We start from the raw sequence: 23,405 nt of genomic DNA on the forward strand, positions 1-23,405 counted from the left end.
AGCCAAGCCATGTCCAAGGATAAAGTCGAAACCGAAGCCAAGCCGAAGGGCAAGCTCAAGAAGCTGCTTTTCATCGGCGTCGGCGCCCTTGCGCTGATCGGCGCGGGCGCGGGCGCGGGCATCTATTTCGGCGCGCTGTCGGCGCACGAGGCGAAGCCCGAGGATAATTTCCCGAAGCTCGTCCTGCGCAGCAAGGGTGAAGCCGAACCGGCCGCCGAAGGCGAAAGCGGCGAGGCGGCGCCCAAGGTCGGTACCGTGTCGGTGCCCAACGACCGCTACAAGGTCGACCCGCGCAAATATGAAATCACCTATTATCCGATCGGCGACGCGTTCACGACGAATCTCGCCGACGGATCGGGCTTCCTGCAGGTCGGTATCAGCCTTTCGACCTTCTACGACGGCAAGGTTATCAATAATATCAAACGACAGGCGGTGCCGATCCGCTCGGTGGTGCTTATGGTGCTTGCCGAACAGGACCCGGCGTTGCTCTCCACATCACAGGGCAAACAGCGGCTGCAACGTCAGTTGACGGCCGCGATCAACGATGTGCTGCGCGACAAGGAAGGGTTCGGGGGGATCGATAATGTCTATTTCACGAGCCTGGTGATCCAGTGACGCTCCAGGCCAAACCCGTAAAGGCGGCACCGAAAGCCGCAGCCGACGACGCTGCCGACAGCAAGGCGTCGCTGCTGCTGCGCCGCGCCGAGGGCAATTATGCCTTCCCGGCGCTCGACGCCGTTGCGACGCAGTTTGCACGCTCGCTGCGCGAACTCGTCCGCGCGCTCGGCGCGCCCCTGATCCAGGTCGAACGCGCCGGCACCGAACAGGTGGCGTTCGCCGACTGGAGCGCCGGCGCGGCGCCCGCGATCTTCTGGCGCTATCATGCCCAGCCGCTCAAGGGGCCGATGCTGCTCGCCGCACCGCGGCCGCTGATCCTCCAGCTCGTCGACATTTTCTATGGCGGCAAGGGCCAGCTCGCGGCCGAACGCGAAGAACTGACCGATGCCGAAGAGCGCTTCGCCGCGCGCCTCGGCCGCGACATGGGTTTGCAGCTCGCCGCGGCGTGGGGCGACAAGCTGCCGATCGCGCCCGAACTCGACTGCGTCACCACCGACCCCGCCCGCCTCGCCGCGGTGCGCGCCGACGACGAGCTGCTCGTCCAGCGCTTCACGCTGCGCGGCGCACCGTTCGAGGGTCAGACGATCGCCTGCGCCTATCCGCTCGCCGCGCTGCGCGGCATCGCCGGCGCCGAACCTGCCAACGACACGCGCGAGCCCGCCGCCGACCCCGCTTGGGCCGGCGCGCTCAACAAGGCGCTGCGCGACGTGCGCCTGCCCGTCCGCTCGGTGCTCGCGCGGCCCGAGATCAGCCTCGTCAAGCTGCTCGCGCTTGAGGTCGGCGACATCATCCCGCTCGCGATGCCGCGCCATGTGCCGGTGACCGTCGCGGGCCGCAATTTTGCCTATGGCAGCATCGGCGAGGCCAATGGCAACGCCGCCATCATGATCGAACAAATCGAGGAAGGACCGGACCATGACTGATGTGAGCGAAGCGCCCGCGCGCCGCGACCGCCGCGACAACAAGGATATCGCCGCCGCGCCCAATTTCGACCTGCTCGCCGGCGTTTCGTTGCGCGTCTCGGTCGAGGTCGGATCGACCTCGATGACACTCGCCGAACTGCTCGCCTTGTCGGAGGGCAGCGTGATCGAACTCGATCGCGCCGCGACCGACCTGCTCGACATCTATGCCAACGGCACCTTGATCGCGAAGGGCGAGATCGTCAGCGTCGATGGCCGCTATGGTATCCAGGTCGCCGAAGTCGTCGCCCCCGACCGGGGCATCGCGGGCTTCGAGCGGAGGGTCTGATGCTCGAATATATCCTCCGCCTCCTCATCCTGCTGCCGATGATCGGCGGCCTGGCATGGGGCAGCCTGTGGCTGTGGAAGCGCGTCCAGATGGGCGTGCCGCTCACCGGCGGAGCCAAGCAGCCGCGCCCGGTCGAACTCGTCGGCGTGCTGCCGCTCGGTCCCGGATCGAAGCTGGCGGTCGTCGAATTCGCGGGCCAGCAGATCCTCGTCGCGGTGTCGCGCAACGGCATCACCCGGCTGGCGGATAACAGCGAGGGCGACTTCCATGCCGACTGATCGCAAACGCTGGCTGCGCGGCGCCGCACTGATCGGCGGCCTCGCGCTGCTGGTTGCCGCGCCCGCCGCCTATGCGCAGGCGGCCGGCGGTCTCGATCGCGCGGTCGCCGAGATCGGCGGCGACGGCCGGCCGCTGAGCCTGTCGCTGCAGATCCTCGTCCTGATGAGCCTGCTGACGGTGCTGCCGTCGCTGCTGCTCATGATGACCAGCTTCACGCGCATCATCATCGTGCTGTCGATCCTCCGCCACGCGCTCGGCCTCCAGCAAACGCCGCCGAACCAGGTCCTCGTTGGCCTCAGCCTCTTCCTGTCGCTGTTCATCATGCAGCCGGTGATCAGCGAAGTGAACCGCGTCGCGATCGAACCCTATGGCCAGGAGCAAATCGACATCGGCGAAGCGGTTTCGCGCTCAGGCGTCGCGCTCCACGGTTTCATGATGAAGCAGACGCGCAAGACCGACCTGATGATGTTCGCCAAGATCGCCAAGGCGCCGACCTATGCGAGCCCGAAGGACGTTCCCTTCTCCATCCTGCTCCCCGCCTTCGTCACCAGCGAGCTCAAGACCGCGTTCCAGATCGGCTTCCTCATCTTCCTGCCCTTCCTCGTCATCGACCTGATCGTCGCGTCGGCGCTGATGTCGCTGGGTATGATGATGCTGTCGCCGACGATCATCTCGATGCCGTTCAAGCTCTTGCTCTTCGTCCTCGTCGACGGCTGGGCGCTGACGATGGGATCGCTCGCTTCCTCCTTTGTGGGTTAGGGAAATGGAAGCGGATTATTTCGTCGGCGTGGCGCAGCAAGCGCTGTGGATCCTCGCGCTCGCTTCGGCACCGCTGCTGATCCCGGTGCTGGTGATCGGCGTGCTGCTCGGCATGGTGCAGGCGGCGACCTCGATCAACGAACAGACGCTGACCTTCGTGCCGAAGCTGATCGTCGCGGCGATCTGCCTTGCGATCTTCGGCGGCAGCATCCTTGTGCTGCTCGCCGATTTCACGCGCGAAATCTTCGCGCAGATCCCGTCGCTCGTCCGTTAGGACATCGATGAACCCGACCGACGTCCCCAATATCGAGGCGATGCTCCAGCTCTGGATGCTCGGGATGATCCGGCCGGGCGCCGCGTTCATCGCGGCGCCGGTGTTCGGGGCGACGAACGTGCCGGTCCAGCTTCGCCTCGTCATCGCGCTCGCGGTCGGCGTGCCGGCGGTCGCCGCATCGGGCATGGTGCTGCCGCCCGAGGGCATCGTTTCCTTTCCCGGCTTCCTCCTCATCCTCGGCGAAGCGCTGATCGGCCTCTGCATCGGTTTCGTCCTCCAGATGGGCCTCGCCGCGGCGCTGCTCGCGGGCGAGGCGATCAGCAACGCGATGGGCCTCGGCTTCGCATCGATGGTCGACCCGATGAGCGGCGCGGCGAGTTCGGCGATCGGCCAGTTCCTGTCGATGCTGGCGACCGCGCTCTTCCTCGCCGCCGACGGGCATTTGATCCTGATCCAGATCATCGTCGACAGCTATAGCGCGCTGCCGCCGGGCAATGCCTTCCCCTCGTTCGGGGCGATCGGCGGCCTGCTGCGCTTCGGCAGCCTGATGTTCGCCGCCGGGCTGACGATCGCGCTGCCGGTCGGTTTCGTGCTGATCCTCGTCCAGATGATCATGGGCGTCATCGGCCGCTCGGCGCCCGCGCTCAACCTTTTCGCGGTCGGCATCCCCGCGACCCTGCTCGCGGGCGTCGTGCTGCTCGGTGTGGCGACGCCGGTGATGGCCGAAGCGGTCGCGCGCATCCTGTCCGACGCGCTCGACGCCGCGCGCATGCTCGCAGCGGGGGGCTGACGCGGTGGCCGGCGAAACCGAAAAGGACCAGAAGACCGAAGCCCCGACGCCGAAGAAGCGCGCCGATGCCGCGAAAGAGGGCGATGTGCTGATGTCGCGCGAACTGGCGACCGCGCTGATGATGCTCGCCGCCGCCGGCTGGCTGATTGCCGCGGGCGGCTGGTTCGTCCAGTCGGCGGGCGACCTTGTCCGCCGCGGGCTGACGCTGACCGCCGCCGACGTCGCCGATTTCGCGCCGGGCGAAGCGCTGCTCCGCAACGGGGTCGAAATATTGCTGCCGCTCGCCAGCCTGTTCGCGCTCGCGCTCGTCGCCGCGATCGCGGGGCCCGCGCTGCTCGGCTCGTTCGGCTGGCGCGGCAAGGCGCTGGGGTTCAAGGGCAACCGCATCAACCCGATGAACGGGCTGAAGCGCATGTTCGGGCTGCACGGCGCGCTCGAACTCGGCAAGACGATCGCCAAGGTCCTGCTGCTCGGCTCGATCGGTTACTGGCTCGTCGCGGTGAACCTGCCCGCGATCATGACGATGGCGGCAACCGACCTGGGCGCCGCGATCGGGCTCGCCGGGCAGGCGATCGGCCAGGCGATGGTGACGATGGCGGGTGGGCTGGTCGTTATCGCGCTGATCGACGTCCCATCGGTCTGGTTCCAGCGCAACAAGCGGCTGATGATGAGCAAGCAGGAGATCAAGGAAGAGATGCGCCAGTCCGACGGCGCCCCCGAGCTCAAGCAGGCGCAGCGCCAGCGCGCGCACGAGATGCTCAGCGGCTCGGCGCGCAAGGCGGTGTCGGAAGCGACGGTCGTGCTCACCAACCCGACCCATTTTTCGGTCGCGCTGCGTTACCGTCCCGGCATCGACGCCGCACCGGTGGTCGTCGCGCGCGGGCGCGGCGACGTCGCGCTGTCGATCCGCGAACTGGCGCGCGGCGCCAATGTCCCGCTGCTCGAATATCCGCAGCTCACCCGCGCCATCTATTTCACCGCGCGCGCCGGGCGGGTGATCCCCGAGGAGTTGTTCGTCGCCGTCGCAACGATCCTCGCCTTCGTCTTCCAGCTCGAACGCGCGATGGCCGAAGGCCGGGCGCAGCCGGCGGTCGACGTGCCCGAATCGCATCATTTCGATCCCGACGGACGGCGCGCGCAAGGAACGGCTTAAGCTTTCGTTCCGCCGGCCGTTAAGAGGTTCGAAGGATATCGAACATGGTCAGTTCCATCGCCAACAGCCTCGGTTTCGGATCGGGGATCGACACCAAACAATTGGTCACCGACCTTGCCGCGGCGTCGCGCGAACCGAAGATCGAGCGCGTCACCCAGTTGACGCAGCAGAACCAGACCCGGATCAGCGCGCTGGCACAGGCGCGGTCGGACCTCGACGGTTTTGCCGACTCGCTCAGCCAGATGGTGTCCGACGGCACGCTGCGCAGCACCCCGACGGTATCCGACGACAGCGTCCTCTCCGCCACCGCGCGCGCCGGCCTGTCGGCCGACAGCTTTGCCGCGACGGTCGAGGTGACGCAGCTCGCGCGCGCACAGACCGCCTATTCGGGGATCGTCGCCGACAAGGCCGCGGCGATCGGCACCGGGACGATGACGCTGACCGTCGGCGGCGTGAACAAGACGATCACCATCGGTGCCACGAACAACAGCCTCGACGGCCTCGCCAAGGCGATCAACGCCAGCGGTGCCGGCGTCACCGCCTCGATCGTCGCCGACGAGGGCGGCCACCGGATCATCCTGAAAGGACCGACCGGCGAAGCGGGGGCCTTCACCCTTACCGCCGACAGCGGCGCCGACCCCGGCCTTGCGACCTTTTCCTATGGTTCGGGCGGCGCGATGACGCTGGGCCAGAGCGCCGCGAATGCCGAGTTCAAGATCGACGGCGTCGCGTTCAGCCGCGCCTCGAACATCATCGACGACGTCGTTCCCGGCATGTCGCTGACGCTCAAGAAGGCATCGCCGGGCCAGCCGGTCGATATCGGCGCCAGCCGGCCGCTCGACATGATCAAGCAGACCGTCGGCGATTTCGTCGCCGTCTATAACCAGATGAAGAAGAGCCTGTCGTCGGCCGCCAATATGTCAGGTTCGACGACGGCATTGCGCGAGCTCGAACGCGAGCTCGCCAATCTGGTCGGCAAGGTCGTCACCAGTCACGGCAGCATCAACAAGCTGACCGATATCGGCATCTCGTCGACGCGCGACGGGCTGCTGTCGCTCGATTCGGCCAAGCTCGAAAAGGCCCTCGCCGCCGACGCCGGTGCGGTCGAAGCGCTGTTCAACCCGCGGCGCGACGCGACGCATACCGAGGCGACCGATCCGGGCATCGCCTTCGCGCTCGACGCGATCCGCGACAAGGCGGTCGCCACCGACGGCGTGATCGACCGCGTGACCAAGTCGCTCGACGCCCGGAGGGAGGCCCTCGCCGAACAGCTCGAGAAGATCGAGGAACGCGAAGACACCTACCGCGCGCGGCTCGAGAAGCAGTTCGGCGGGCTCGATGCCAAGCTCGCGGCCTTCAAGGCGACGCAGACCTATCTCGAACAGCAGATCGAGATGTGGAACAACCAGAATAACAACTAGAGTCCGACCCGATGACCGCCACCGCCTCGACCGTCCGCGCGACCGGGCTTTATCGCCGGTTGCAGCATGAAAGCCGCGCCGCCGCCGCCGATCCGGTCGAGCTGGTGACGATGCTCTACGACGAACTCGAGGTTGCGATCGGCGTGCTCGCCGCGATGGTGCGGCAGGGCCAGCGCGTGTCGGCGACCGAACCCGCGCACCGCGCCCGCGCGATCCTGATCGGCCTCGATGCCGGACTCGACCGTGAAGCGGGCGGCGACGTCGCCGAGGCGCTCTCGCGCGTTTACCGCAGCATGCGCCGCAAGCTCGACGAGGTCGTCGCGGCGAACGACGAGGCGGGGCTGAGGGATCTGCTCGACGGAATATTGACGGTCAGCAACGCCTGGCGGCAATTGCGCTAGTCGGCTTTGCTGCGCCGGAAAGGATACACCCGGCCGTCCAAGGTGGGGACGGACGGCCGGGTGCTTGACAAGGGCGGACCAGAGCCCCCGTTTTCAGCAATGTCGAAATTCTGTCCGGCGCGGCTCAGGCCGCCTGCTGGACGCCATATTTGCGCATCTTCTCGATCAGCGTCGTGCGCTTGAGCGTGAGCAGGCGCGCCGCTTCGGAAATGATGCCGTCGGCCAGGTCGAGCGCGACGTGGATCTGTTCGAGTTCGATCGTCTCGATCTCGCGCTTGAGATCGATCGGTCGCCCCGGCGCCGGCGTCTTGGCGTGCGGTGCGGCCGCCGTGATGAACTCCTCGCCGCCGGCTTGCACCGGAGCAGGGCTGCTGGGGACAGCCCGCGCCGGCGCAAGTGCTGCGGTGGGGTTCAAAAGCATCGCGACGTCATGGGCGCCGAGCGTCTCGCCGCCATGCAGAACGCTGGCGCGTTCGACGAAATTGCGGAGTTCGCGCACATTGCCCGGCCAGCGGTGCTGCATCAGCAACATCATCGCCTCGTCGTCGAAGCGGCATTTGGCTTCGCCGGGCATCTTGCGCTGGAAGTGGCGGATCAGCGCCGGAATATCCTCGACGCGGCTGGCGAGGCTGGGGACCTGCAACACAACCACGCCGAGCCGGAAGAACAGGTCTTCGCGGAACTTGCCTTCGGCGATCGCGGCATCGAGATCCTGATGCGTTGCCGAAATGACACGGACGTCGACATGGCGGACGTCGCTGCTGCCGACGCGGACGATCGTCCGGTCTTCGAGCACGCGGAGCAGCTTGACCTGCATGTCGAAACGCATGTCGCCGATTTCGTCGAGAAAGACGGTGCCGCCCTCGCTCGCCTCGAAATGACCGAGGCGACGCGCGGTGGCGCCGGTGAAGCTGCCCTTTTCATGGCCGAACAGTTCGGATTCGATAAGTTCGCCGGGAATGGCGCCGCAGTTGATCGCGGCAAAGGGCTTGCCCGAACGGACGCCTTCGTCATGGATCGCGCGGGCAACGAGTTCCTTGCCCGAACCCGACGGGCCGCAGAGCATGACCGATGCGTTCGACCGTGCCACGCGGCGGATCATTTCGCGCAGCCGCTGCGTCGCAGGGCTGGTCCCGATGATCAGCGTTTCCAGCGCGGCCTGGCCGCCTTCATTATGCCCCACGGTCATCATCGTCTCCACCGCGCCCCCCAAATCGGCGCCTTCGATGGATTCAGAGATTGAGGAAAATGGTAAACAAAAGATTATCCATCTTAACCTAACCCCTTCAAAACAAAGGATTATTGCCAAGTTGGCAGCAATGCCCACGCGATTGCGTCGGCAAGGATTCCAGATGCTGCCAGATTGGCACTAATTGTTGGAGGCACCGCCCCAGCCGAGCGTGATCGAGATGCGGCGGTTGCGCGGATCGAATCGGTCGGAGGGCAGATAGGGCTCGCGATCGGCGACCCCTTCGATGCGCGAGAAGCGCTCGGTGCCGATGCCGCGAAACTCGAGGAAGTGGCGCGTCACCTCGGCGCGGTCGACCGACAGGCGCCAGTTGTTCGTACCCGATTTCGCCGACCAGGGCGCCGCGTCGGTGTGGCCGCGGATCATCAGCCGGTTCGGAACCTGCGCGATCGGCTCCGCAATCTCGCGGAACAGCCGCGCGCCGTCGGGGGTGAGCTGGCTGGTGCCCATGACGAACATCGAGAAGTCGGCATCGTCGACCACGTCGATCCGCAGCCCCTCGGTCGTCTCGGTAAAGCGCAGGTTGCGCGCGAGGCGTTTCAGGTCGCCTTTCTTCTGGACGCGATCAACCAGCGACTTTGCGACCTGCTGGAACTTCATCCGCTCGCTTTCGCGGCCCGACGCTTCCTTGGGTCCGCCGACGGCGTCCTTGGGGATGGTGATCGAGCGCGTTCCGGTCTGGCCGGCAGCGTGCGGATAGTCGTCGGCCGAAACGATCGAATCGCCGCCGAACATGCCGTTCGACCCGGCGCTTTCCTGTTTGGTCTTGACGATCGTCGGCGCGAAATAGTCGGCAAGCGCCTTGCGCTGCTTCTCGGTCGTCGCCCCGAGCAGCCACATCAGGAGGAAGAAGGCCATCATCGCGGTAACGAAGTCGGCATAGGCGACCTTCCACGCCCCGCCATGATGCGCGGCGTGGCCGGCCTCGATCACCTTCTTGACGATGATCGGGCGAACCGGAGTGTTCGGACGCGCGGCCATCAGCGGCCCCGCATGCCGTCAAAGACTTCCGCAAAGCTCGGCTGGTTCGAATGATCGACGCCCGAGCGCGCCGCCTCGATCACCAGCGGCTGCGGGTGGCCGTGCAGCGAGGCGATGATGAGCTGCTTCACCGTGTGATAAATGGCGGCGTCGCTTTCGATCACCGTGCGCGCCCGCGTCGCGAACGGACCGACGAGGCCATAGGCGAGCAGCACGCCGAGGAAGGTTCCGACCAGCGCCGAACCGATCATCGCGCCGAGGATTTCGGGCGGCTTGTCGATCGATCCCATCGTTTTCACGACGCCGAGCACCGCCGCGACGATACCGAGCGCGGGGAGCGCGTCGGCGAGGCTCTGCAATCCGTCGGCGGGCTTGATCGCGTGATGGTGGTGGCTCTTCACCGCATTGTCCATCACCTCCTCGACCGCATGCGGGTCGAGCGTTCCCGACGACACGACGACAAGCCGCAGCGTGTCGCAGATCAGGTGGACGAGCGTCTCGTCCTTCAAAAGTTTCGGATATTGCTGGAACAGTGGCGAGTTCGCCGGGTCCTCGATATGCGGTTCGACCGCGACCGGGCCCTCGGTGCGCATCATCTTCATCAGCGTCGAGACGAGCAGGATGCAGTCGAGATAGTCGGCCTTTTGATAGGTCGGCCCCTTGAACACCTTCCCCAGCCCGCCGCCGAGCGCCTTCAGCTCCTTGCCCGAATTGCCGATGATCAGCGATCCGATGGCGGCGCCGCCGATGATCAGCATTTCGTGCGGCAGCGCGTGGAGCACGGGTTCGAGGTTGCCGCCGGTCAGCGCGAAGCCCCCGAACACCAGCAGGATCAAGACGATGATGCCGACAACGGGGAACATGCAAACCTACTCCAGTCGGGGGGCCGGGCCCCCCGCAAAACGGGACGTCTTGATGATTAACGGCAGCAGCGGCGAAACTTTGAGCGCGTCAGCTCAAAATATCGAACAGCGTCTGCCGGTTGATGCGCGCGAAGGCCGCCTGCGCCGCCTCGAGCGTCATATTCTGGGCGTTGAGCTGCGCGATCGCCACCGACAGGTCGGTATCCTCGAGCGACGAGCGCTCGTCGGAGAGCGAGATGCTGCGGCTCGCGAGGCTGTCGCCGATGCGTTCGAGGCGCCCGGCCGCCAGCCCCAGCGTCGCGCGCTGGTCGGCGACATGCGCGATGCCCGCGCCAAGCGTTTCGAGCGAGGCGCCGATCGCGGCGCTGTCGCCGCTGCCGACCGCCGCTGCCGCGTCGCGAAGCGCGGTCGAAATCGGGTTGCCGCCCACGACAAAGGCGCTCGCCGCCGACGGCACCGGGGCAAAGCTGGTGTCCGAATCGAAGCGCATCGTCCGGGCGTCGCCGGCCGCGAACAGCGGCTCGCCATTGACGTCGCGCGTCGCGGCGAGACTGTCGAGTTCTTCGGCGATCGCCGTCAGTTCGGCGGCGACGCTCGCGCGGTCGGCGGGGTTCATCGATGCGCTCGCCGCCGACAGCGTCAGTTCGCGGGCGCGCGACAGGAGGTTGCCGGCCGTCCCCAGCGCAGTGTCGGCCTGCGCGACCTGCGCCTCGGCCGCCTTGACGTTGCGCGCCCAGGTGGTGGTGCTCGCCTGCGCGGTGCCGATCGTCGCGATCCGCCGCGACGCGACGACATCGTCCGACGCCCGGAGCAGCTTTTTCTGGGTGGAGATTTGCGTCTGCGTCCGCTCGATCTGGTCAGCGACGCTGCGCTGGCGCGCGATTTCGCGCGTCATGCGATTGCCCACGGCGTTGATCATGAAACTGACCCTTCCTAGATCGCGCTCAGCAGCGCTTGCATCGTCTCGCGGGCGACCTGGATCGTGCGCGCCGCCGCCGAATAGGCCTGCTGGAAACGCATGAGGTCGGCCGCCTCGCGATCGAGATCGACTTCGCTGACCGTGCCGCGCGCCGCCGCAGCGGCATCGGCGCGCGTCGTCGCGGCGGCATCCTGCGCGCGCGCCGAAGCGGTCGCCTGCGACTGCGACGCCATATGCCCCGCCCATTTCGATTCGGGGTCGTTCGCCCCGCGCATCGCGCCGAACGCCAGCATATTGCCATTGGCACCGCTCGCGTCGGCGGCGGCGACCTGATCGGCGGTCAAGGGCACGGCGGTCAGCGTGGCGGCGCTGCCCGTCCCGGTGAACAGCGCGGCGCCGGGATTGCCATCGGCGTCGGTTCCGGCCTGATGCGCAGCGTTGAGCTGGCCGGCGAAATCGCTCGCCATCGTGTCGAGCGCCGCGCGCTGGTCGGCGACATGGTTCGATGCTTCGGCAAGGCCGGCGAGCGACCCGGTCGCGGTGGTGAAGGGGGCGCCGCCGGCAAGCGAGAAGGAGACGCGGCCGTCGGCGGCAGTGGTTGCAGTGACCGGCGTCACCACGCCCCCGCCGACGAGGATATCGCCGCTCGCCGTCGCGCGCAGCGTCGCCGCGCCGCGATCGTCGAAGCTGGCGGTCACCCCGCCCTGCGCCGAAAGCTGGTCGATCAGCCGGTCGCGCTCGTCGAGCAACGTCGCTTCGCCCGTCGAACCGGGCCGCGCCTTGCGCAGCCCGACATTGATCTGTTCGAGCGCATTCAGGTCGGCGTTGAACTGGTCGACCGCGCTGGTCGCGGCGTCCGAAATCCCGTCCGCCATGTCCGAAAGCTGCCCTGCGGCGGTGCGAAAGCCCGACGCGACATCGTCGACCGCCTGCAGGAACTGGCTGCGCAGCGTCCGGTTCGACGGATCGGCGGTCAGCTCGTCGGCGGTCGTGAAGACCTTCGTCAGCCCCGTCTTGATACCGTTCGTCTCGTCGCTGAGCGCGGTTTCGACGCGGTCCAGCCAGGCAAGCTTGGTCCCGGCGCGCTCGGCATCGCCCGAAGATATCCGGGCGTCGGCATTCAGCCAGGCATCGACCGAGCGGCTGAGTCCCTTGATGGTAACGCCGCCGGGGCTGACATTGGCGCGCACGAACGGCGTATCGCCCGCCCCCAGCGCCTCGCCGAGCTGGAGCGTCCGCCGCGCATAGCCCGGCGTCTGCGCATTGGCGATATTGTCGCCGACCGTCGCAAGCGCGCGCGAATAGGCGCGCAGCCCGCTCGCGCCGATGCCCAGAAGGTCGCTCATTGCACCACTCCGGCCTGGCTCGCGGCGCGGCCGCGGAACTGCGCCTCGACCATGTCGGCGATACCGAACTGGCGCATCGCGGCGATGCTGTCGGCGGTCTTGGCGTCGGCCATCTCGCGGAAATTGTCGGTGGCGCTCGACCCGAAGATATCGTCGCCGAGCTTCGCTTGGCGCATCGACGCGAGGAGCTGGCGCAGGATGACCGCTTCGAAGGCCTCGGCCGCCTTGCGCAGGCCGCCGTCGCCGCCGCCTCCCGCGGCCGCAGGGGCCGGGGTGGCACGAACCGAAGAAATGGGCGTCGTCATATGATCACCAGTTCTGCAGTGAGCGCGCCAGCCTGGCTCAGCGCCTCGAGGATGGCGACAAGGTCGCCGGGTGCGACACCGAGCCGGTTGATCGCATCGACCAGTTCGGCAAGCGACGCCGACGGTTTCATCAGATACACCGGACGGGCTTCTTCATTCACCGTGATGTCGCTCGATTCTTCGACCGCGGTCTGGCCGCGGCTGAACGGCGCCGGCTGGACGACCATCGGCGATTCCTTGATCGACACGGTCATCTTGCCCTGCGTTACCGCAGCGGTGCCGACGCGCACTGCGCCGTTGATCACGACCGTGCCGGTGCGCGCGTTGACGATCACCTTGGCAGGCGGATCGGCGCGCTCGACGCCCAAATTCTCGATCTGCGACATCAGCCGCATGCGGTCGTCGCCGTTGCCGGCGGCGCGGATCGCGATGCTGGCGCCGTCGATCATCGACGCGCTGCCCGGGATCGCCGCGTTGATCGCGTCGGCGACGCGCTTCGCATTGGTGGCGTCGAACTGGTGGAGGTTGAAGGTCAGCCAGTCGCCGGTCGCAAAGCCGGTGTCGACCGCGCGCTCGACCGTCGCGCCATTTGCGATGCGGCCGCTCGACGGGACATTGACCGTCAGCTTCGACCCGTCGGCGGCATCGACGCCGAGCCCGCCGATGACGAGGTTGCCCTGCACCATCGCATAGATCTGGCCGTCGGCGCCATAGAGCGGCGCGAGCACGAGCGTGCCGCCGCGCAGGCTCTTGGCCTTGCCGATCGCCGAGACGGTGACGTCAAGACGCTGGCCGGGCTTGGCGAAGGGCGGCAGTTCGGCGGTGACCATCACCGCCGCGGCATTCTTGAGCGCCGGGTTGAGCCCCGGCGGCAAGGTCAGCCCGAAGCGCGAGATCGCGCCCTTCATGCCGAGCGTCGAATAGTCGAGGCTGTCGTCGCCCGTCCCCGCAAGCCCGACGACGATGCCGTAGCCGGTGAGCTGGTTGGCGCGCAGGCCCTGGAACTGGCCCATATCCTTGATCCGCTGCGCCGACGCCGGTGCGGCGAAGGCAAAGCTGGCGAGGAGCAGCATCAGGAAGGCGATGAGGGCGGGACGCTGGGTCACTTCGATATTCCTTAGAAGGGGCTGATGATCGAGAAGAAGCGCTGCAGCCAGCCCTGCTGGCTGGCGCGGGCGATCTCGCCCTTGCCGACGTAACGGATGTTCGCATTGGCGACGCGGGTCGACAGGATGCGGTTGTCGGGGCTGATGTCGATCGCGCGGACGATGCCGGCAATCTGCACCCGCTCGTCGCCGCGGTTGAGGGTGAGCAATTTCTCGCCCTTCACCAGCATCGTGCCGTTCGGATAGACGGCGGCGACGGTCACGCTGACTTCGCCCGACAGCGCGTTCGACTGCGATGCGTCGCCCTTGCCCTTGAACTGCTGACCGCCGCCCATCGCGACGTCGCTCGGGTTGAACAGCGACAGCGGGCCGGTCGACGGCGGCGTCAGGCCGATATTGCCGTCGCGCTGCGTCCCCGCGGCGTTGCTCTTCGTCGCGGCGGTGCGCTCGACGAGCTGGATGGTGATGATGTCGCCGACCTGCCCCGCGCGTCCGCCCGAGGTGAGCGGTACATAGGCACCCTGAAAGATCGAACCGTTCGCCGGCGGCGCCGGCGGCGGCGCGGGCATGGTGACCGAAAAGGCGTCGGGCGCGACCTTGTCCTTCGCGTGGCCCGTCACCGGCGCCAGCGCGAGCAGGGTCAGCAGGCCCTTAGAGAGTCTGCGTCGCATTTTTCATCATCTCGTCGGTGGCCTGGATCATCTTCGAATTGACCTCATAGGCGCGCTGCGTCTCGATCATGTCGACGAGTTCCTCGACGACATTGACGTTCGATCCCTCGAGCATGCCGCCGCGCAGCGTGCCGCGGCCTTCTTCGCCCGCGGCACCGACCTGCGGCGCCCCCGAAGCGGCGGTCTCGATCAGCATATTGTCGCCGATCGCCTGCAGCCCCGCGGGGTTGGCGAAGCGCGCGATCTCGATCTTGCCGAGTTCGGTCGTTTCGGCATCGCCCTGAAGCTGCGCCGAGACGGTGCCGTCGGCGCCGATCGTGATGCCGGTCGCGCCGTCGGGGATCTGGATCGCCGGCTGGACGGGCTTGCCGTCCGAGGTGACGATCGTCCCTTCGGGCGAGGTGGTGAAATTGCCGGCGCGGGTATAGCCGGTGCGCCCGTCGGGCATCAGCACCTGAAAGAAGCCGGCGCCGTCGATCGCGACGTCGAGCCCGTTGCCGGTGGTCGCAAAGCTGCCCTGCGTGTCGATGCGCGCGGTGCCCGCGAGCGAGACGCCGGTGCCGAGGTTGAGCCCGATCGCATAGCGGTTCTCCGCCGACGACGGCGCGCCCGGCTGGGTCATCATCTGATAGCTCAGGGTTTCGAAATTGGCGCGGTCGCGCTTGAAACCCGTCGTGTTGACGTTGGCGAGGTTGTTCGCGATCACCTGCATCCGAAAGCCCTGGGCATCCAGACCGGTCCGCGCGACGTGCAAGGCACCGAAGCTCATTATCTTTCTCCTTAACGGGGTAGCTGCATCAGATTCGCCGTCGCGCTGTCCATTTCGCGCGCGTCGTCGATCAGCTTGAGTTGCGAATCCCAGGCCTTGCTGGCCTCGATCATGTCGACGAGGGCGACCGTCGCGGTGACGTTCGAGCCTTCGATCGAGCGGGTGATAACCCGCGCCTCGGGATCGTCGGGCAAGATGCCGCCGCCCTTGACGCGGAACAGATTGTCGAGCCCCTTGACGATCTCCGATCCCGTCGGGGTCGCGAGCCGCAGCCGGTCGACCTGCTGCGGATTTTGGGGATCGCCGCCGGCGGGGACGACAAAGACCCGGCCTTCGTCGTCGATCGTCACCGAATCGGCGGGCGGGATGGTGACCGGGCCCTGCGTTCCCTGCACCGGATGGCCGTCGCCGGTCGAGAGCAGCCCGCTCGGCGCGACCATCAGGTCGCCGCGCCGCGTATAGGCCTCTTCGCCATCGGGCGCCTGCACGACGAGCATCGCATCGCCCTGCATCGCGATGTCGAGGTCGCGCCCGGTGGCGGCGATCGTGCCGGCGCGCATGTCGGCGCCGATCACTTCCTCGGACGACATCGCCCGGCCGCCATTGCCGTTCAGCCACAGCGCCTGCGATTCGGCCATGTCGGCGCGAAAGCCCGGCGTCTGCGCGTTGGCGAGATTGTTCGCGGTCGCCGTCTGCCGGGCCATGCTGCCCCGCATCGCGGTGAGGCTGGTATAGATGACGCGGTCCATGATGGTCCTTTCGGCAGGCGGCGGTCAGCGGCGGATCAGCGGAGGCCGATGATCGTCTGGGTCAGCGCGGACGCGCCCTCGATCGCCTTGGCATTCGCCTGGAAATTGCGCTGCGCGGCGATCAGCATCACCAGTTCCTCGGTGATATCGACGTTCGAGCGTTCGAGCGCGCCCGACTGGATCGAGCCCATCGGACCGTTCGTCGCGGCGTCGATCGTCGGCGGGCCGCTGTCGCCGGTCGACTGCCAGTGCGAATCGCCGATCGGGCGCAGCCCTTCCATCGCGGGGAAGGTCGCCATCGCGATCTTGCCGAGCGTCTGGTCCGAACCGTCGGCGAAGGTCGCCGTGGCGAGGCCGTCGAGGCCGATCGAGATGTTGACGAGCGCCGCGTCGGGGTTGCCCGGCGCGTGCTGCGGCACGACGAAATCCTGCGTCGAGGCAAGGTCGCGGCTGGTGACGTTGCCGTCGGCGTCGACCGGCAGCAGTTGCAGCGTCGCGCCGGTCGAATCGACGACCCGGCCGTCCTCGAGCGGCGAGAAGGAGCCGTTGCGGGTATAGGTGACTTGGTTGCGCGGCGCTTCGCCCTTCACGACGAACATGCCATCGCCGATGACCGCCATGTCGAACGTCTTTTCGCTCGATTCATACGACCCTTGCGTGAACTGCTGGGTGATGCCGCTGAGGCGCGTGCCCTGCCCGGCCACCGTCTTCGTCGACTGGTTCGGCGAAGCGGCGAAGATGTCGCCGAACTCGGCCTTGCTACGCTTGAAGCCGATCGAGCCGGCGTTGGCGATATTGTTCGAGACGACCGACATTTCGGTCTGGGCGCCCTTGAGGCCCGAAAGCGAGGTGTAGAACGACATGAGCTTTTCCTTACTGCGTGCTGTTGGTGTCGGCGGTGGTGTCGGTCGCGGGCGCCGGGGTGGCGGCCTTGATGTCCTGCAGCAGCGCGGTCTGCGCCTTGAGCTGGTCGGAGATCTGCTGGAGCGTCGTGTTCGTCTCGGTAATCCCGGCGAGGCTCGAAAATTGCGCCATCTGCGCGACCATCGCCTGGTTATCGACCGGGTTGAACGGGTCCTGCTGGCTGAGCTGCGCGGTCATCAGGCGCAGGAAATCGCTCTGCCCCATCTGCTGCCCGCTGCCCTTCGGCTGGAGCACGACATTGCTGTTGTTGGTGACGCTGTTCACGGCCATCTTACTGTCCCATCCTCAAGGTTTCGTTGATCAGGCCCTTCGCGGTTTCGAGGACCTGGACATTGTTCTGATACTGGCGAGCGGTCTCGACCATCTCGACCAGCTCGGCGGCGCTATCGACCGCGGCTTCCCAGACGTTGCCGTCCTTGTCGGCCAAGGGGTTGCTGGGGTCGTGCCGTTTCGACGGCGCCATCTTGCCGACGGTGACCTGGTCGACCTGCACCGTTGCGCGGCCATGATCGTCCATCACGGTGCGGAACACCGGCTTCATCGAACGAAAGGCGCCCGCCTCGCTCCCCGCGACGGTCCCCGCATTGGCGAGGTTCGAGGCGGTCGTGTTGAGGCGGACGAGCTGCGCCGACATCGCGCGGCCGCTGATGTCGAAGACCGAGAAATTGTTCATCGTCATTCGCCCTTGATCGCGCGGGTCAGCGTGTTGACGCGGCCCGAGAGGAAAGCGAGGCTCGACCGGTAGGCGAGCGCATTTTCGGCAAACGCCGTCTGCTCGGTCGCCATCTCGACGGTGTTGCCGTCGAGCGAGGACTGGACCGGGACGCGATAGGCAATCGCACCCTGCATCGCGTCGGCGGCCGAACCGCCCTGCTGCGCAAGGTCGAGCGCTTTCGAGAAATCAAGGTCGCGCGCCTTGTAATTGGGCGTCGCGGCATTGGCGATGTTCGACGCGAGCAGCATCATGCGCTGGCTGCGGAGCTGGAGCGCCGTCGCGTGCAGGCCAAAAAGCTTTTCGGATGCCATCGTACCATTCCTTCTTTTGCCGCGGAGCCCTTGGTCGGCGGTCGCCGGCGCGGGTGCGCGGAAAAACGGAAGGAACGATGCAATCACCGTGCCAAAAGATATTTTTCCATATTTTTCATATATTTGAATGAGAGCCACGGCACTCCGGCGACGGCCATTCCGGCGTCAGTCAAAAGTTTGACGGCGCCCGCCGCGGCGCCACGCAAAGCCGCAGCAAAGCACGACTGGCACGTTTCCTGCTTTCATATCCGCGACCATTTTGGACCTGAAGGAGATGGATCATGGTTCGCAAGACAAGCACCTGGCGCGTTGCCGGCATCGCCGCCTGCATGGCCGCCGCACCCGTCGCCCATGCCCAGCAAGCCAGCGAGGACTGGCAGACGATCGACGTACTCACCGCGATGGTGGCGAATGCGATGGGCCGCTCGGCGACCCCGATCGACCGCCGCATCAAGCTGGCGCGCTGCCCCGAACAGGCATCGGTCACCGCGATCGACGCCCAGACGCTCGCGGTCCGCTGCCCTTCGCTCGGCTGGCGCCTCCGCGTCCCGATGACCGGTCCCGCCGGCGTCACCCCGACGCAGGCGAGCTACGCCCGCCCGGCGGCCGCCGCACCGGTGATCCGCCGCGGCGACAATGTCCGCGTGACGATCGACACCGAAAGCTTTTCGATCAGCTACGCCGCAACCGCGTCCGAAGACGGCCGCGTCGGCGAAACGATCGCCCTCAGGGGCGGCGACGCCAAGAGCACACTCAGCGCCACCGTCACCGGCCCCGGCCGGGCCCGCCTCGCCGACTAGAATTTCACCCCCTGCTGGTCGCATCGGCCCGGCGGCTGTCGATTTTCCGACGCCGCCGGGTTTTCGTCGTTGGCATTGGGAATTTGTGGCCGGTGGCGGCCTTGGGGTGGTGAGGGGACGCTGCTTAAGCCACCTTCGTCATCCCGGACTTGATCCGGGATCCATTGCGGCGCTGAAGTCATGGACCCCGGATCAAGTCCGGGGTGACGAAGGATTGAAAGTCGCGTTTCGGCCGTAATGCGCCGATAATCGCGTCCGTGTCATTTTTCCGGCACCACCCCTTAATCCTCCCCGTCACCGTCCGTTAAAGCCTTCGATACGGCGCCGTCACTTTTCTGACGGACGGCCAAGGAGGCGAAGATGTCGGGTGACAGCAAGATCGGGGTGCAAGCCGTCGGCGGCCTTGTCCGCACCGGCGCCACGCGCAGGATCGCAAGCGAAAGCGTTGCCGCGGCACGGCCGCCGGTCCGCGTGGCGGCGCAGGACGCCCTGCCCGTCGCCCGGCTGATCACGATGGCCGGCGAACTCGCCGCACAGGGACCGTCGGTCGACGTGTCGCGCGTCGCGGCGCTCCGCACCGCCATCGCCGGCGGCAGCTATGCCCCCGATGCGGCCGCCACCGCCAAAGCGATGCTGGCGTTCCAGAAAGGCAGCGGCGCCTGATGCTGGCCGAGATGGACGAGGTGCAGGCGCGGCTCGACGCGCTGGTCGGTGCGCTGGACGGGCAGGACGCGGGCGCCATCATCGCCGCGACCGAGGCGCTCGCCACGTCGGTGATCCTGTTTCGCGGCGCGCGCGTCGCCGAAGGCAGCGAAGGCCGCGCGCGGGCGCTGATCGAGGCGGTGCTAGGCCAGCTTGAAGCCGCCGCGATCCGGGTCAACATCCTGAAGAACTGGACGCGTCAGAGGATTGACAACACCCATCAGCTACGCGGCGGCGCGACCCGGGGACCTGCCCTAACCTACTGATAAAACTTGCTTCCGAGGCCATTTTCCCGAAATGGCACGATGATTGCTTTTGGTCTGCCGAACCAGCGGAACCAAAGCCATGAATGCGATCAATACCCCTCAAAGCCCGCGCATCGCCGCACCCGTCATCGACGCGGTGCAGAACGCATCGGCGCGGACGGGGATCGACTTCGACTATCTGTTCGACGTCGCGCGCGTCGAAAGCGGCTTCAATCCGACCGCCAAGGCCCCGACCTCGTCGGCGCGCGGGCTGTACCAGTTCACCAAACAGACCTGGCTCGCCACCCTGCAGCGCCATGGCGCCGAGCACGGCCTCGGCTGGGCGGCGAACGCGATCGGACGCGACGCGTCGGGGCGCTTGTCGGTGACCGACCCCGCGCTGCGCCAGCAGATCTTCGACCTACGCGACGATCCCGCCGCGGCGTCGAGCATGGCCGCCGAGCTGACCTCGGACAACCGCGACTATCTGGAAAGCCGCATCGGCCGCGACGCCGAACCGGTCGACCTCTATCTCGCTCACTTTCTCGGTAGCGGCGGCGCCGCCAAATTCCTCGCGGCTTGGGAGTCCAACCCTGACCTGCCGGGCGCCACGATGATGCCCGACGCGGCCGCCGCCAACCGCTCGATCTTCTACGCCTCCGACGGCAGCATGCGCAGCCTCGGCGAAATTCGCGAACGCTTCCGCCTCAAGCTCGAAGACGGCAGCGCGCCGGCGATGCTGCCCGGCGGCGGTTCCGGCCTCGCACCCGGATGGCGCATGCAGATGGCAAGCAGCAGCGGCGCCCCCGCCGGGCGGCCGCCGCTCCCGATGATGGATATCCAGCCGATGCCCAAGAAACTCTCGATGGGCTTCGCCGCCCAGGCCTATCAGCGGCTCGCGTCGCTCGGAGGCACGGCATGACGCCGGGCCTGAACCTGCGCAACGCCGGCCGCTTCGCCGGCGCCGCCGCGCTGCCGGCGGGGATGCTGATCCTCGTCGCGCTGATGGTGATCCCGGTTTCGCCGCTGATCCTCGACATCAGCTTCGTTGCCAACATCATGATCAGCCTGCTGATCCTGATGGTCGCGCTGCAGGCGTCGAAACCGCTCGATTTCTCGGCCTTCCCGACCGTCCTGCTGCTCGCGACCCTGTTCCGCCTCGCGCTCAACGTCGCCTCGACGCGCGTCGTGCTCGTCCACGGGCACGAAGGCACCGCATCGGCGGGCCATGTCATCGAGGCGTTCGGCCAGGTGCTGATCGGCGGCGACTATGTCGTCGGCCTGTTCGTCTTCGTCGTGTTGATGATCATCAACCTCGTCGTCATCACCAAGGGCGCCGGACGCGTCTCCGAAGTGTCGGCGCGCTTCACCCTCGACGCCTTGCCCGGCAAGCAGATGGCGATCGACGCCGATTTGAACGCCGGCCTGCTCACCCCCGACGAAGCGAAAGCGCGGCGTCAGGAAGTCGCGACCGAAGCCGATTTCTATGGCTCGATGGACGGTGCCTCGAAATTCGTGAAGGGCGACGCGGTCGCCGGCCTGCTGATCCTGTTCGTCAACATCGTCGGCGGCCTGATCCTCGGCATCTTCAGCCATGGCCTCAGCTTCTCCGAAGCCGGCAGCACCTATGTCACGCTGGCGATCGGCGACGCGCTCGTCGCGCAGATCCCGGCGCTGCTGCTCTCGATCGCCGCCGCCGCGATCGTCACCCGCGTCAATTCGCCGCTCGACCTTTCGGGCCAGATCGGCAGCCAGTTCGCGTCGCCGACGATCTGGATGGCGGTCAGCGGCATATTGTTCATCCTCGGCATGGTCCCGGCGATGCCGCAGATGCTGATCCTGCCCGCCAGCGCGATCGCCGGCGTCATCGGCTGGCAATTGCGGCGTGCCGCCGCCGATCAGGCCGCGGCGCCCGAACCCGCGGCGCCCGCTGCCGACCCGCATCATATCGACTGGGCCGACGTCAGCGACGCCAGCGCCTGCCAGCTCGAAATCGGCTATGCGCTCGTCGCGCTGGTCGACGACCGCAAGGGCGCGCCGCTGATGACGCGGGCCACCGGCATCCGCCGCCAGCTGTCGAAGGAACTCGGTTTCGTCGTCCCGCCGGTCAAGGTCAGCGACGACCTGTCGCTGCCCGGCAACGTCTATCGCATCTCGGTCGCCGGGGTGATCGTCGGCGAGGACGAGGTTTTCCCGAACGAGATGCTCGCCCTCGATTCGGGCGATCTGGTCGCCAAGGTGACCGGCCGCCCGTGCAAGGACCCGACTTTCGGGCTCGACGCGCTGTGGATCCCGAAGGCGGCACAGAATGACGCGATCGCGGCGGGCTATACCGTCGTCGATCCCGCCACGGTGGTCGCGACGCACCTCAACAACAGCATCATCGCCTCGGCGGCCGAACTGTTCGGCATCGACGACGCGCAGGCGCTGATCGACAATCTGAAGCTCCACTATCCGCAGCTCGCGCAGAATCTGAGCCCGCAGGGCTATGCGCTGCCGCGCGTCGCGGCGCTGTGCAAGGCGCTGCTGATCGAGCGCGTGCCCTTGCGCGATTTCCGCAAGATCGCCGAGGCGATGGTCGCACTGGCGGCACAGCAGCTCGGCGACGGCGACCTGATCGAGGCGGTGCGTCAGCGCATCGGCGCGCTGATCGTCCAGACGATCGTGCCGAGCCGCATGCCGCTCCCCGTCGTCACCTTCAGCCCCGAGATCGAGGTGCTGCTCAATCAGGCGGTGCGCGCCAATCCCGGCGCCGAATGGCCGTTCGAGCATGGCATGGCGATGAAGATCGTCGAGCAGATCGGGCAGGCGGTCGAACCGCTGCTGCTGTCGACGCGCAGCTTCGCGCTGGTCGCCTCGCCGATCTGCCGCCCGGCGCTGTCGCGGCTGGTCCGCGCGACCTTCCCCGACGTCGCCGTCATTTCCTACCTCGAGATCCCGGCGAACAAGCAGACCGAAATCGTCGCCACCATCGGCGCGGAAGTTCCGCGCCTCGGCGCCGCCGAAGACGCCCAGACCAAGGACGAATATCATGAGAATTGAGCCCGCGGGGCAGTTCGCCGGCGCCACCGGCCCGAGGGAATATGCCGCCGCCGCCGGCGGGACGCTGCGCCCGCGCGGCTATCCCGACAGCGTCGAACGGCTGGTCGACGAATATGCGCCGCTGGTGCGCAAGATCGCCTGGCAGGTGTTCTCGCGGGTGTCGCGGACGAGCGAACTCGACGACCTCATCCAGACGGGACTGATCGCGCTCATCGAGGCGAGTCGCCACTATGAGGAACGCGGCTTCGCCTTTGCCACCTATGCCTCGACCCGCATTCGCGGCGCGATGATCGACCAGCTCCGCCGCGAAGCCGACGTCGGCCGCTCGGCGATGGTGGCGAACAAGCGGTTGAAGACGGTCCGCGCGACGCTCGAACAGCATCTGATGCGCGCGCCGACGGCCGCCGAGATGGCCGAGGCGTTCGACATGTCGGCCGAAGAATATTTCGCGCTCGAACGCAGCGCGATGCAAGGCCGCTCGACCTCGCTCGACGAGCTGACCGAAAGCGGCAGCTTCCTGATCGCCGACGACCGGCCGGGCGCCGAAACATTATATGAGGAAGAGGATGTGCTGGATGCGCTGCGCCAGTGCATCGACCGGCTGTCGGAGCGCGAGCAAATGGTGCTCCAGCTCTATTTCTTCGAGGAACTGAATTTGCAGGAGATCGGCCTGACCCTCGACGTCAGCGCTGCCCGCATCTGCCAGATCAAGCGCGACGCAATGGCGAAGGTTAATGCGATGATGGTGGAAATGACCGAATAGGT

The 23,405-nt window shown here is 67.0% G+C and carries 30 protein-coding genes; 16 read left to right on the top strand and 14 right to left on the bottom strand.

Annotated elements, in window-relative coordinates; genetic code table 11:
• Positions 1 to 9: 9 nt before the first annotated feature.
• The 10 genes from LH19_RS22845 to LH19_RS22890 are packed head-to-tail and all read left to right on the top strand — an operon-like array spanning position 10 to position 6,943.
• Entirely contained in the window at positions 10 to 615 is a 606-nt protein-coding gene (locus LH19_RS22845; protein WP_054731998.1) for a flagellar basal body-associated FliL family protein, read from the top strand.
• Positions 612 to 1,541, top strand: a complete 930-nt coding sequence (locus LH19_RS22850) for a flagellar motor switch protein FliM (protein ID WP_054731999.1) — start codon at positions 612 to 614, stop codon at positions 1,539 to 1,541. The genes LH19_RS22845 and LH19_RS22850 overlap by 4 nt, the downstream gene beginning before the upstream one ends.
• Positions 1,534 to 1,866 (top strand): flagellar motor switch protein FliN, encoded by a 333-nt coding sequence (fliN, locus tag LH19_RS22855; protein WP_054589505.1) that lies wholly within the window; start codon positions 1,534 to 1,536, stop codon positions 1,864 to 1,866. Before LH19_RS22850 ends, fliN begins: the two co-directional genes overlap by 8 nt.
• A complete protein-coding gene (locus tag LH19_RS22860) occupies positions 1,866 to 2,144 on the top strand; it encodes a FliO/MopB family protein (protein WP_054589506.1) in 279 nt (92 codons plus the stop codon). The genes fliN and LH19_RS22860 overlap by 1 nt, the downstream gene beginning before the upstream one ends.
• Positions 2,134 to 2,904, top strand: a complete 771-nt coding sequence (gene fliP / locus LH19_RS22865) for a flagellar type III secretion system pore protein FliP (RefSeq protein WP_054732000.1) — start codon at positions 2,134 to 2,136, stop codon at positions 2,902 to 2,904. Before LH19_RS22860 ends, fliP begins: the two co-directional genes overlap by 11 nt.
• Positions 2,905 to 2,908: 4 nt before the next feature.
• Positions 2,909 to 3,178 (top strand): flagellar biosynthetic protein FliQ, encoded by a 270-nt coding sequence (locus tag LH19_RS22870; RefSeq protein ID WP_054732001.1) that lies wholly within the window; start codon positions 2,909 to 2,911, stop codon positions 3,176 to 3,178.
• 7 nt (positions 3,179 to 3,185) lie between these two features.
• Positions 3,186 to 3,968: a flagellar biosynthetic protein FliR gene (gene fliR / locus LH19_RS22875; RefSeq protein WP_054732002.1), complete on the top strand. Its 783-nt coding sequence runs from the start codon at positions 3,186 to 3,188 to the stop codon at positions 3,966 to 3,968.
• Positions 3,969 to 3,972: 4 nt separating this feature from the next.
• Entirely contained in the window at positions 3,973 to 5,121 is a 1,149-nt protein-coding gene (flhB, locus tag LH19_RS22880; protein ID WP_054732003.1) for a flagellar type III secretion system protein FlhB, read from the top strand.
• A 44-nt stretch (positions 5,122 to 5,165) separates the two neighbouring features.
• The gene (gene fliD / locus LH19_RS22885) at positions 5,166 to 6,542 is read left to right on the top strand and encodes a flagellar filament capping protein FliD (protein WP_054732004.1); all 1,377 of its coding nucleotides are present in this window, start codon (positions 5,166 to 5,168) and stop codon (positions 6,540 to 6,542) included.
• 11 nt (positions 6,543 to 6,553) lie between these two features.
• The gene (locus LH19_RS22890) at positions 6,554 to 6,943 is read left to right on the top strand and encodes a flagellar export chaperone FliS (protein WP_054732005.1); all 390 of its coding nucleotides are present in this window, start codon (positions 6,554 to 6,556) and stop codon (positions 6,941 to 6,943) included.
• A gap of 124 nt (positions 6,944 to 7,067) precedes the next feature.
• Here LH19_RS22890 and LH19_RS22895 read toward each other — a convergent pair whose 3' ends face one another.
• The 14 genes from LH19_RS22895 to flgB all read right to left on the bottom strand — a co-directional run bounded on the left by LH19_RS22895 (position 7,068) and on the right by flgB (position 17,851).
• Positions 7,068 to 8,156, bottom strand: coding sequence for a sigma-54 interaction domain-containing protein (locus LH19_RS22895; protein WP_234716007.1), 1,089 nt, complete (start codon positions 8,154 to 8,156; stop codon positions 7,068 to 7,070).
• A 156-nt stretch (positions 8,157 to 8,312) separates the two neighbouring features.
• Positions 8,313 to 9,173: a flagellar motor protein MotB gene (locus LH19_RS22900; protein WP_054732006.1), complete on the bottom strand. Its 861-nt coding sequence runs from the start codon at positions 9,171 to 9,173 to the stop codon at positions 8,313 to 8,315.
• Complete coding sequence (gene motA / locus LH19_RS22905) at positions 9,173 to 10,036, bottom strand: flagellar motor stator protein MotA (RefSeq protein ID WP_054589514.1); 864 nt, start codon at positions 10,034 to 10,036, stop codon at positions 9,173 to 9,175. Before motA ends, LH19_RS22900 begins: the two co-directional genes overlap by 1 nt.
• 88 nt (positions 10,037 to 10,124) lie before the next feature.
• The gene (locus tag LH19_RS22910; protein ID WP_054732007.1) at positions 10,125 to 10,955 is read right to left on the bottom strand and encodes a flagellin N-terminal helical domain-containing protein; all 831 of its coding nucleotides are present in this window, start codon (positions 10,953 to 10,955) and stop codon (positions 10,125 to 10,127) included.
• Positions 10,956 to 10,969: 14 nt separating this feature from the next.
• Positions 10,970 to 12,301: a flagellar hook-associated protein FlgK gene (flgK, locus tag LH19_RS22915; RefSeq protein WP_054732008.1), complete on the bottom strand. Its 1,332-nt coding sequence runs from the start codon at positions 12,299 to 12,301 to the stop codon at positions 10,970 to 10,972.
• Complete coding sequence (locus LH19_RS22920) at positions 12,298 to 12,606, bottom strand: rod-binding protein (protein ID WP_082396066.1); 309 nt, start codon at positions 12,604 to 12,606, stop codon at positions 12,298 to 12,300. The genes flgK and LH19_RS22920 overlap by 4 nt, the downstream gene beginning before the upstream one ends.
• Complete coding sequence (locus LH19_RS22925) at positions 12,603 to 13,679, bottom strand: flagellar basal body P-ring protein FlgI (protein WP_054734167.1); 1,077 nt, start codon at positions 13,677 to 13,679, stop codon at positions 12,603 to 12,605. The genes LH19_RS22920 and LH19_RS22925 overlap by 4 nt, the downstream gene beginning before the upstream one ends.
• Positions 13,680 to 13,723: 44 nt before the next feature.
• Positions 13,724 to 14,383, bottom strand: a complete 660-nt coding sequence (locus tag LH19_RS22930) for a flagellar basal body L-ring protein FlgH (RefSeq protein WP_054732009.1) — start codon at positions 14,381 to 14,383, stop codon at positions 13,724 to 13,726.
• Positions 14,364 to 15,152, bottom strand: coding sequence for a flagellar basal-body rod protein FlgG (flgG, locus tag LH19_RS22935; protein ID WP_054589518.1), 789 nt, complete (start codon positions 15,150 to 15,152; stop codon positions 14,364 to 14,366). Before flgG ends, LH19_RS22930 begins: the two co-directional genes overlap by 20 nt.
• Positions 15,153 to 15,163: 11 nt before the next feature.
• Complete coding sequence (locus LH19_RS22940; protein ID WP_054732010.1) at positions 15,164 to 15,901, bottom strand: flagellar basal body rod protein FlgF; 738 nt, start codon at positions 15,899 to 15,901, stop codon at positions 15,164 to 15,166.
• A 35-nt stretch (positions 15,902 to 15,936) separates the two neighbouring features.
• A complete protein-coding gene (locus LH19_RS22945) occupies positions 15,937 to 16,764 on the bottom strand; it encodes a flagellar hook-basal body complex protein (RefSeq protein WP_054732011.1) in 828 nt (275 codons plus the stop codon).
• 10 nt (positions 16,765 to 16,774) lie between these two features.
• Positions 16,775 to 17,095 carry a flagellar hook assembly protein FlgD gene (locus tag LH19_RS22950; protein WP_054732012.1) on the bottom strand — a complete coding sequence of 107 codons (321 nt, stop codon included), beginning with the start codon at positions 17,093 to 17,095 and terminating at the stop codon, positions 16,775 to 16,777.
• 1 nt (position 17,096) lies between these two features.
• Positions 17,097 to 17,504 (bottom strand): flagellar basal body rod protein FlgC, encoded by a 408-nt coding sequence (flgC, locus tag LH19_RS22955; RefSeq protein WP_054589522.1) that lies wholly within the window; start codon positions 17,502 to 17,504, stop codon positions 17,097 to 17,099.
• Positions 17,501 to 17,851 (bottom strand): flagellar basal body rod protein FlgB, encoded by a 351-nt coding sequence (gene flgB / locus LH19_RS22960; protein ID WP_054589523.1) that lies wholly within the window; start codon positions 17,849 to 17,851, stop codon positions 17,501 to 17,503. The genes flgC and flgB overlap by 4 nt, the downstream gene beginning before the upstream one ends.
• 281 nt (positions 17,852 to 18,132) lie before the next feature.
• Here flgB and LH19_RS22965 point away from each other — a divergent pair, with 281 nt between their 5' ends.
• The 6 genes from LH19_RS22965 to LH19_RS22990 all read left to right on the top strand — a co-directional run bounded on the left by LH19_RS22965 (position 18,133) and on the right by LH19_RS22990 (position 23,403).
• Complete coding sequence (locus tag LH19_RS22965; RefSeq protein ID WP_054732013.1) at positions 18,133 to 18,651, top strand: flagella basal body P-ring formation protein FlgA; 519 nt, start codon at positions 18,133 to 18,135, stop codon at positions 18,649 to 18,651.
• Between the two features lie 360 nt (positions 18,652 to 19,011).
• Entirely contained in the window at positions 19,012 to 19,314 is a 303-nt protein-coding gene (flgM, locus tag LH19_RS22970; protein WP_054732014.1) for a flagellar biosynthesis anti-sigma factor FlgM, read from the top strand.
• Positions 19,314 to 19,619 (top strand): hypothetical protein, encoded by a 306-nt coding sequence (locus tag LH19_RS22975; protein ID WP_054589526.1) that lies wholly within the window; start codon positions 19,314 to 19,316, stop codon positions 19,617 to 19,619. The genes flgM and LH19_RS22975 overlap by 1 nt, the downstream gene beginning before the upstream one ends.
• A 79-nt stretch (positions 19,620 to 19,698) precedes the next feature.
• Positions 19,699 to 20,520 carry a transglycosylase SLT domain-containing protein gene (locus tag LH19_RS22980; protein WP_054732015.1) on the top strand — a complete coding sequence of 274 codons (822 nt, stop codon included), beginning with the start codon at positions 19,699 to 19,701 and terminating at the stop codon, positions 20,518 to 20,520.
• Positions 20,517 to 22,640 (top strand): flagellar biosynthesis protein FlhA, encoded by a 2,124-nt coding sequence (gene flhA, locus LH19_RS22985; protein WP_054732016.1) that lies wholly within the window; start codon positions 20,517 to 20,519, stop codon positions 22,638 to 22,640. The genes LH19_RS22980 and flhA overlap by 4 nt, the downstream gene beginning before the upstream one ends.
• On the top strand, positions 22,630 to 23,403 hold the full coding sequence (locus tag LH19_RS22990) for a sigma-70 family RNA polymerase sigma factor (protein WP_054732017.1): 774 nt from the start codon (positions 22,630 to 22,632) through the stop codon (positions 23,401 to 23,403). The genes flhA and LH19_RS22990 overlap by 11 nt, the downstream gene beginning before the upstream one ends.
• Positions 23,404 to 23,405 lie beyond the last annotated feature (2 nt).

Source organism: Sphingopyxis macrogoltabida, assembly GCF_001314325.1.
In the GTDB taxonomy this organism is placed as follows: domain Bacteria; phylum Pseudomonadota; class Alphaproteobacteria; order Sphingomonadales; family Sphingomonadaceae; genus Sphingopyxis; species Sphingopyxis macrogoltabida.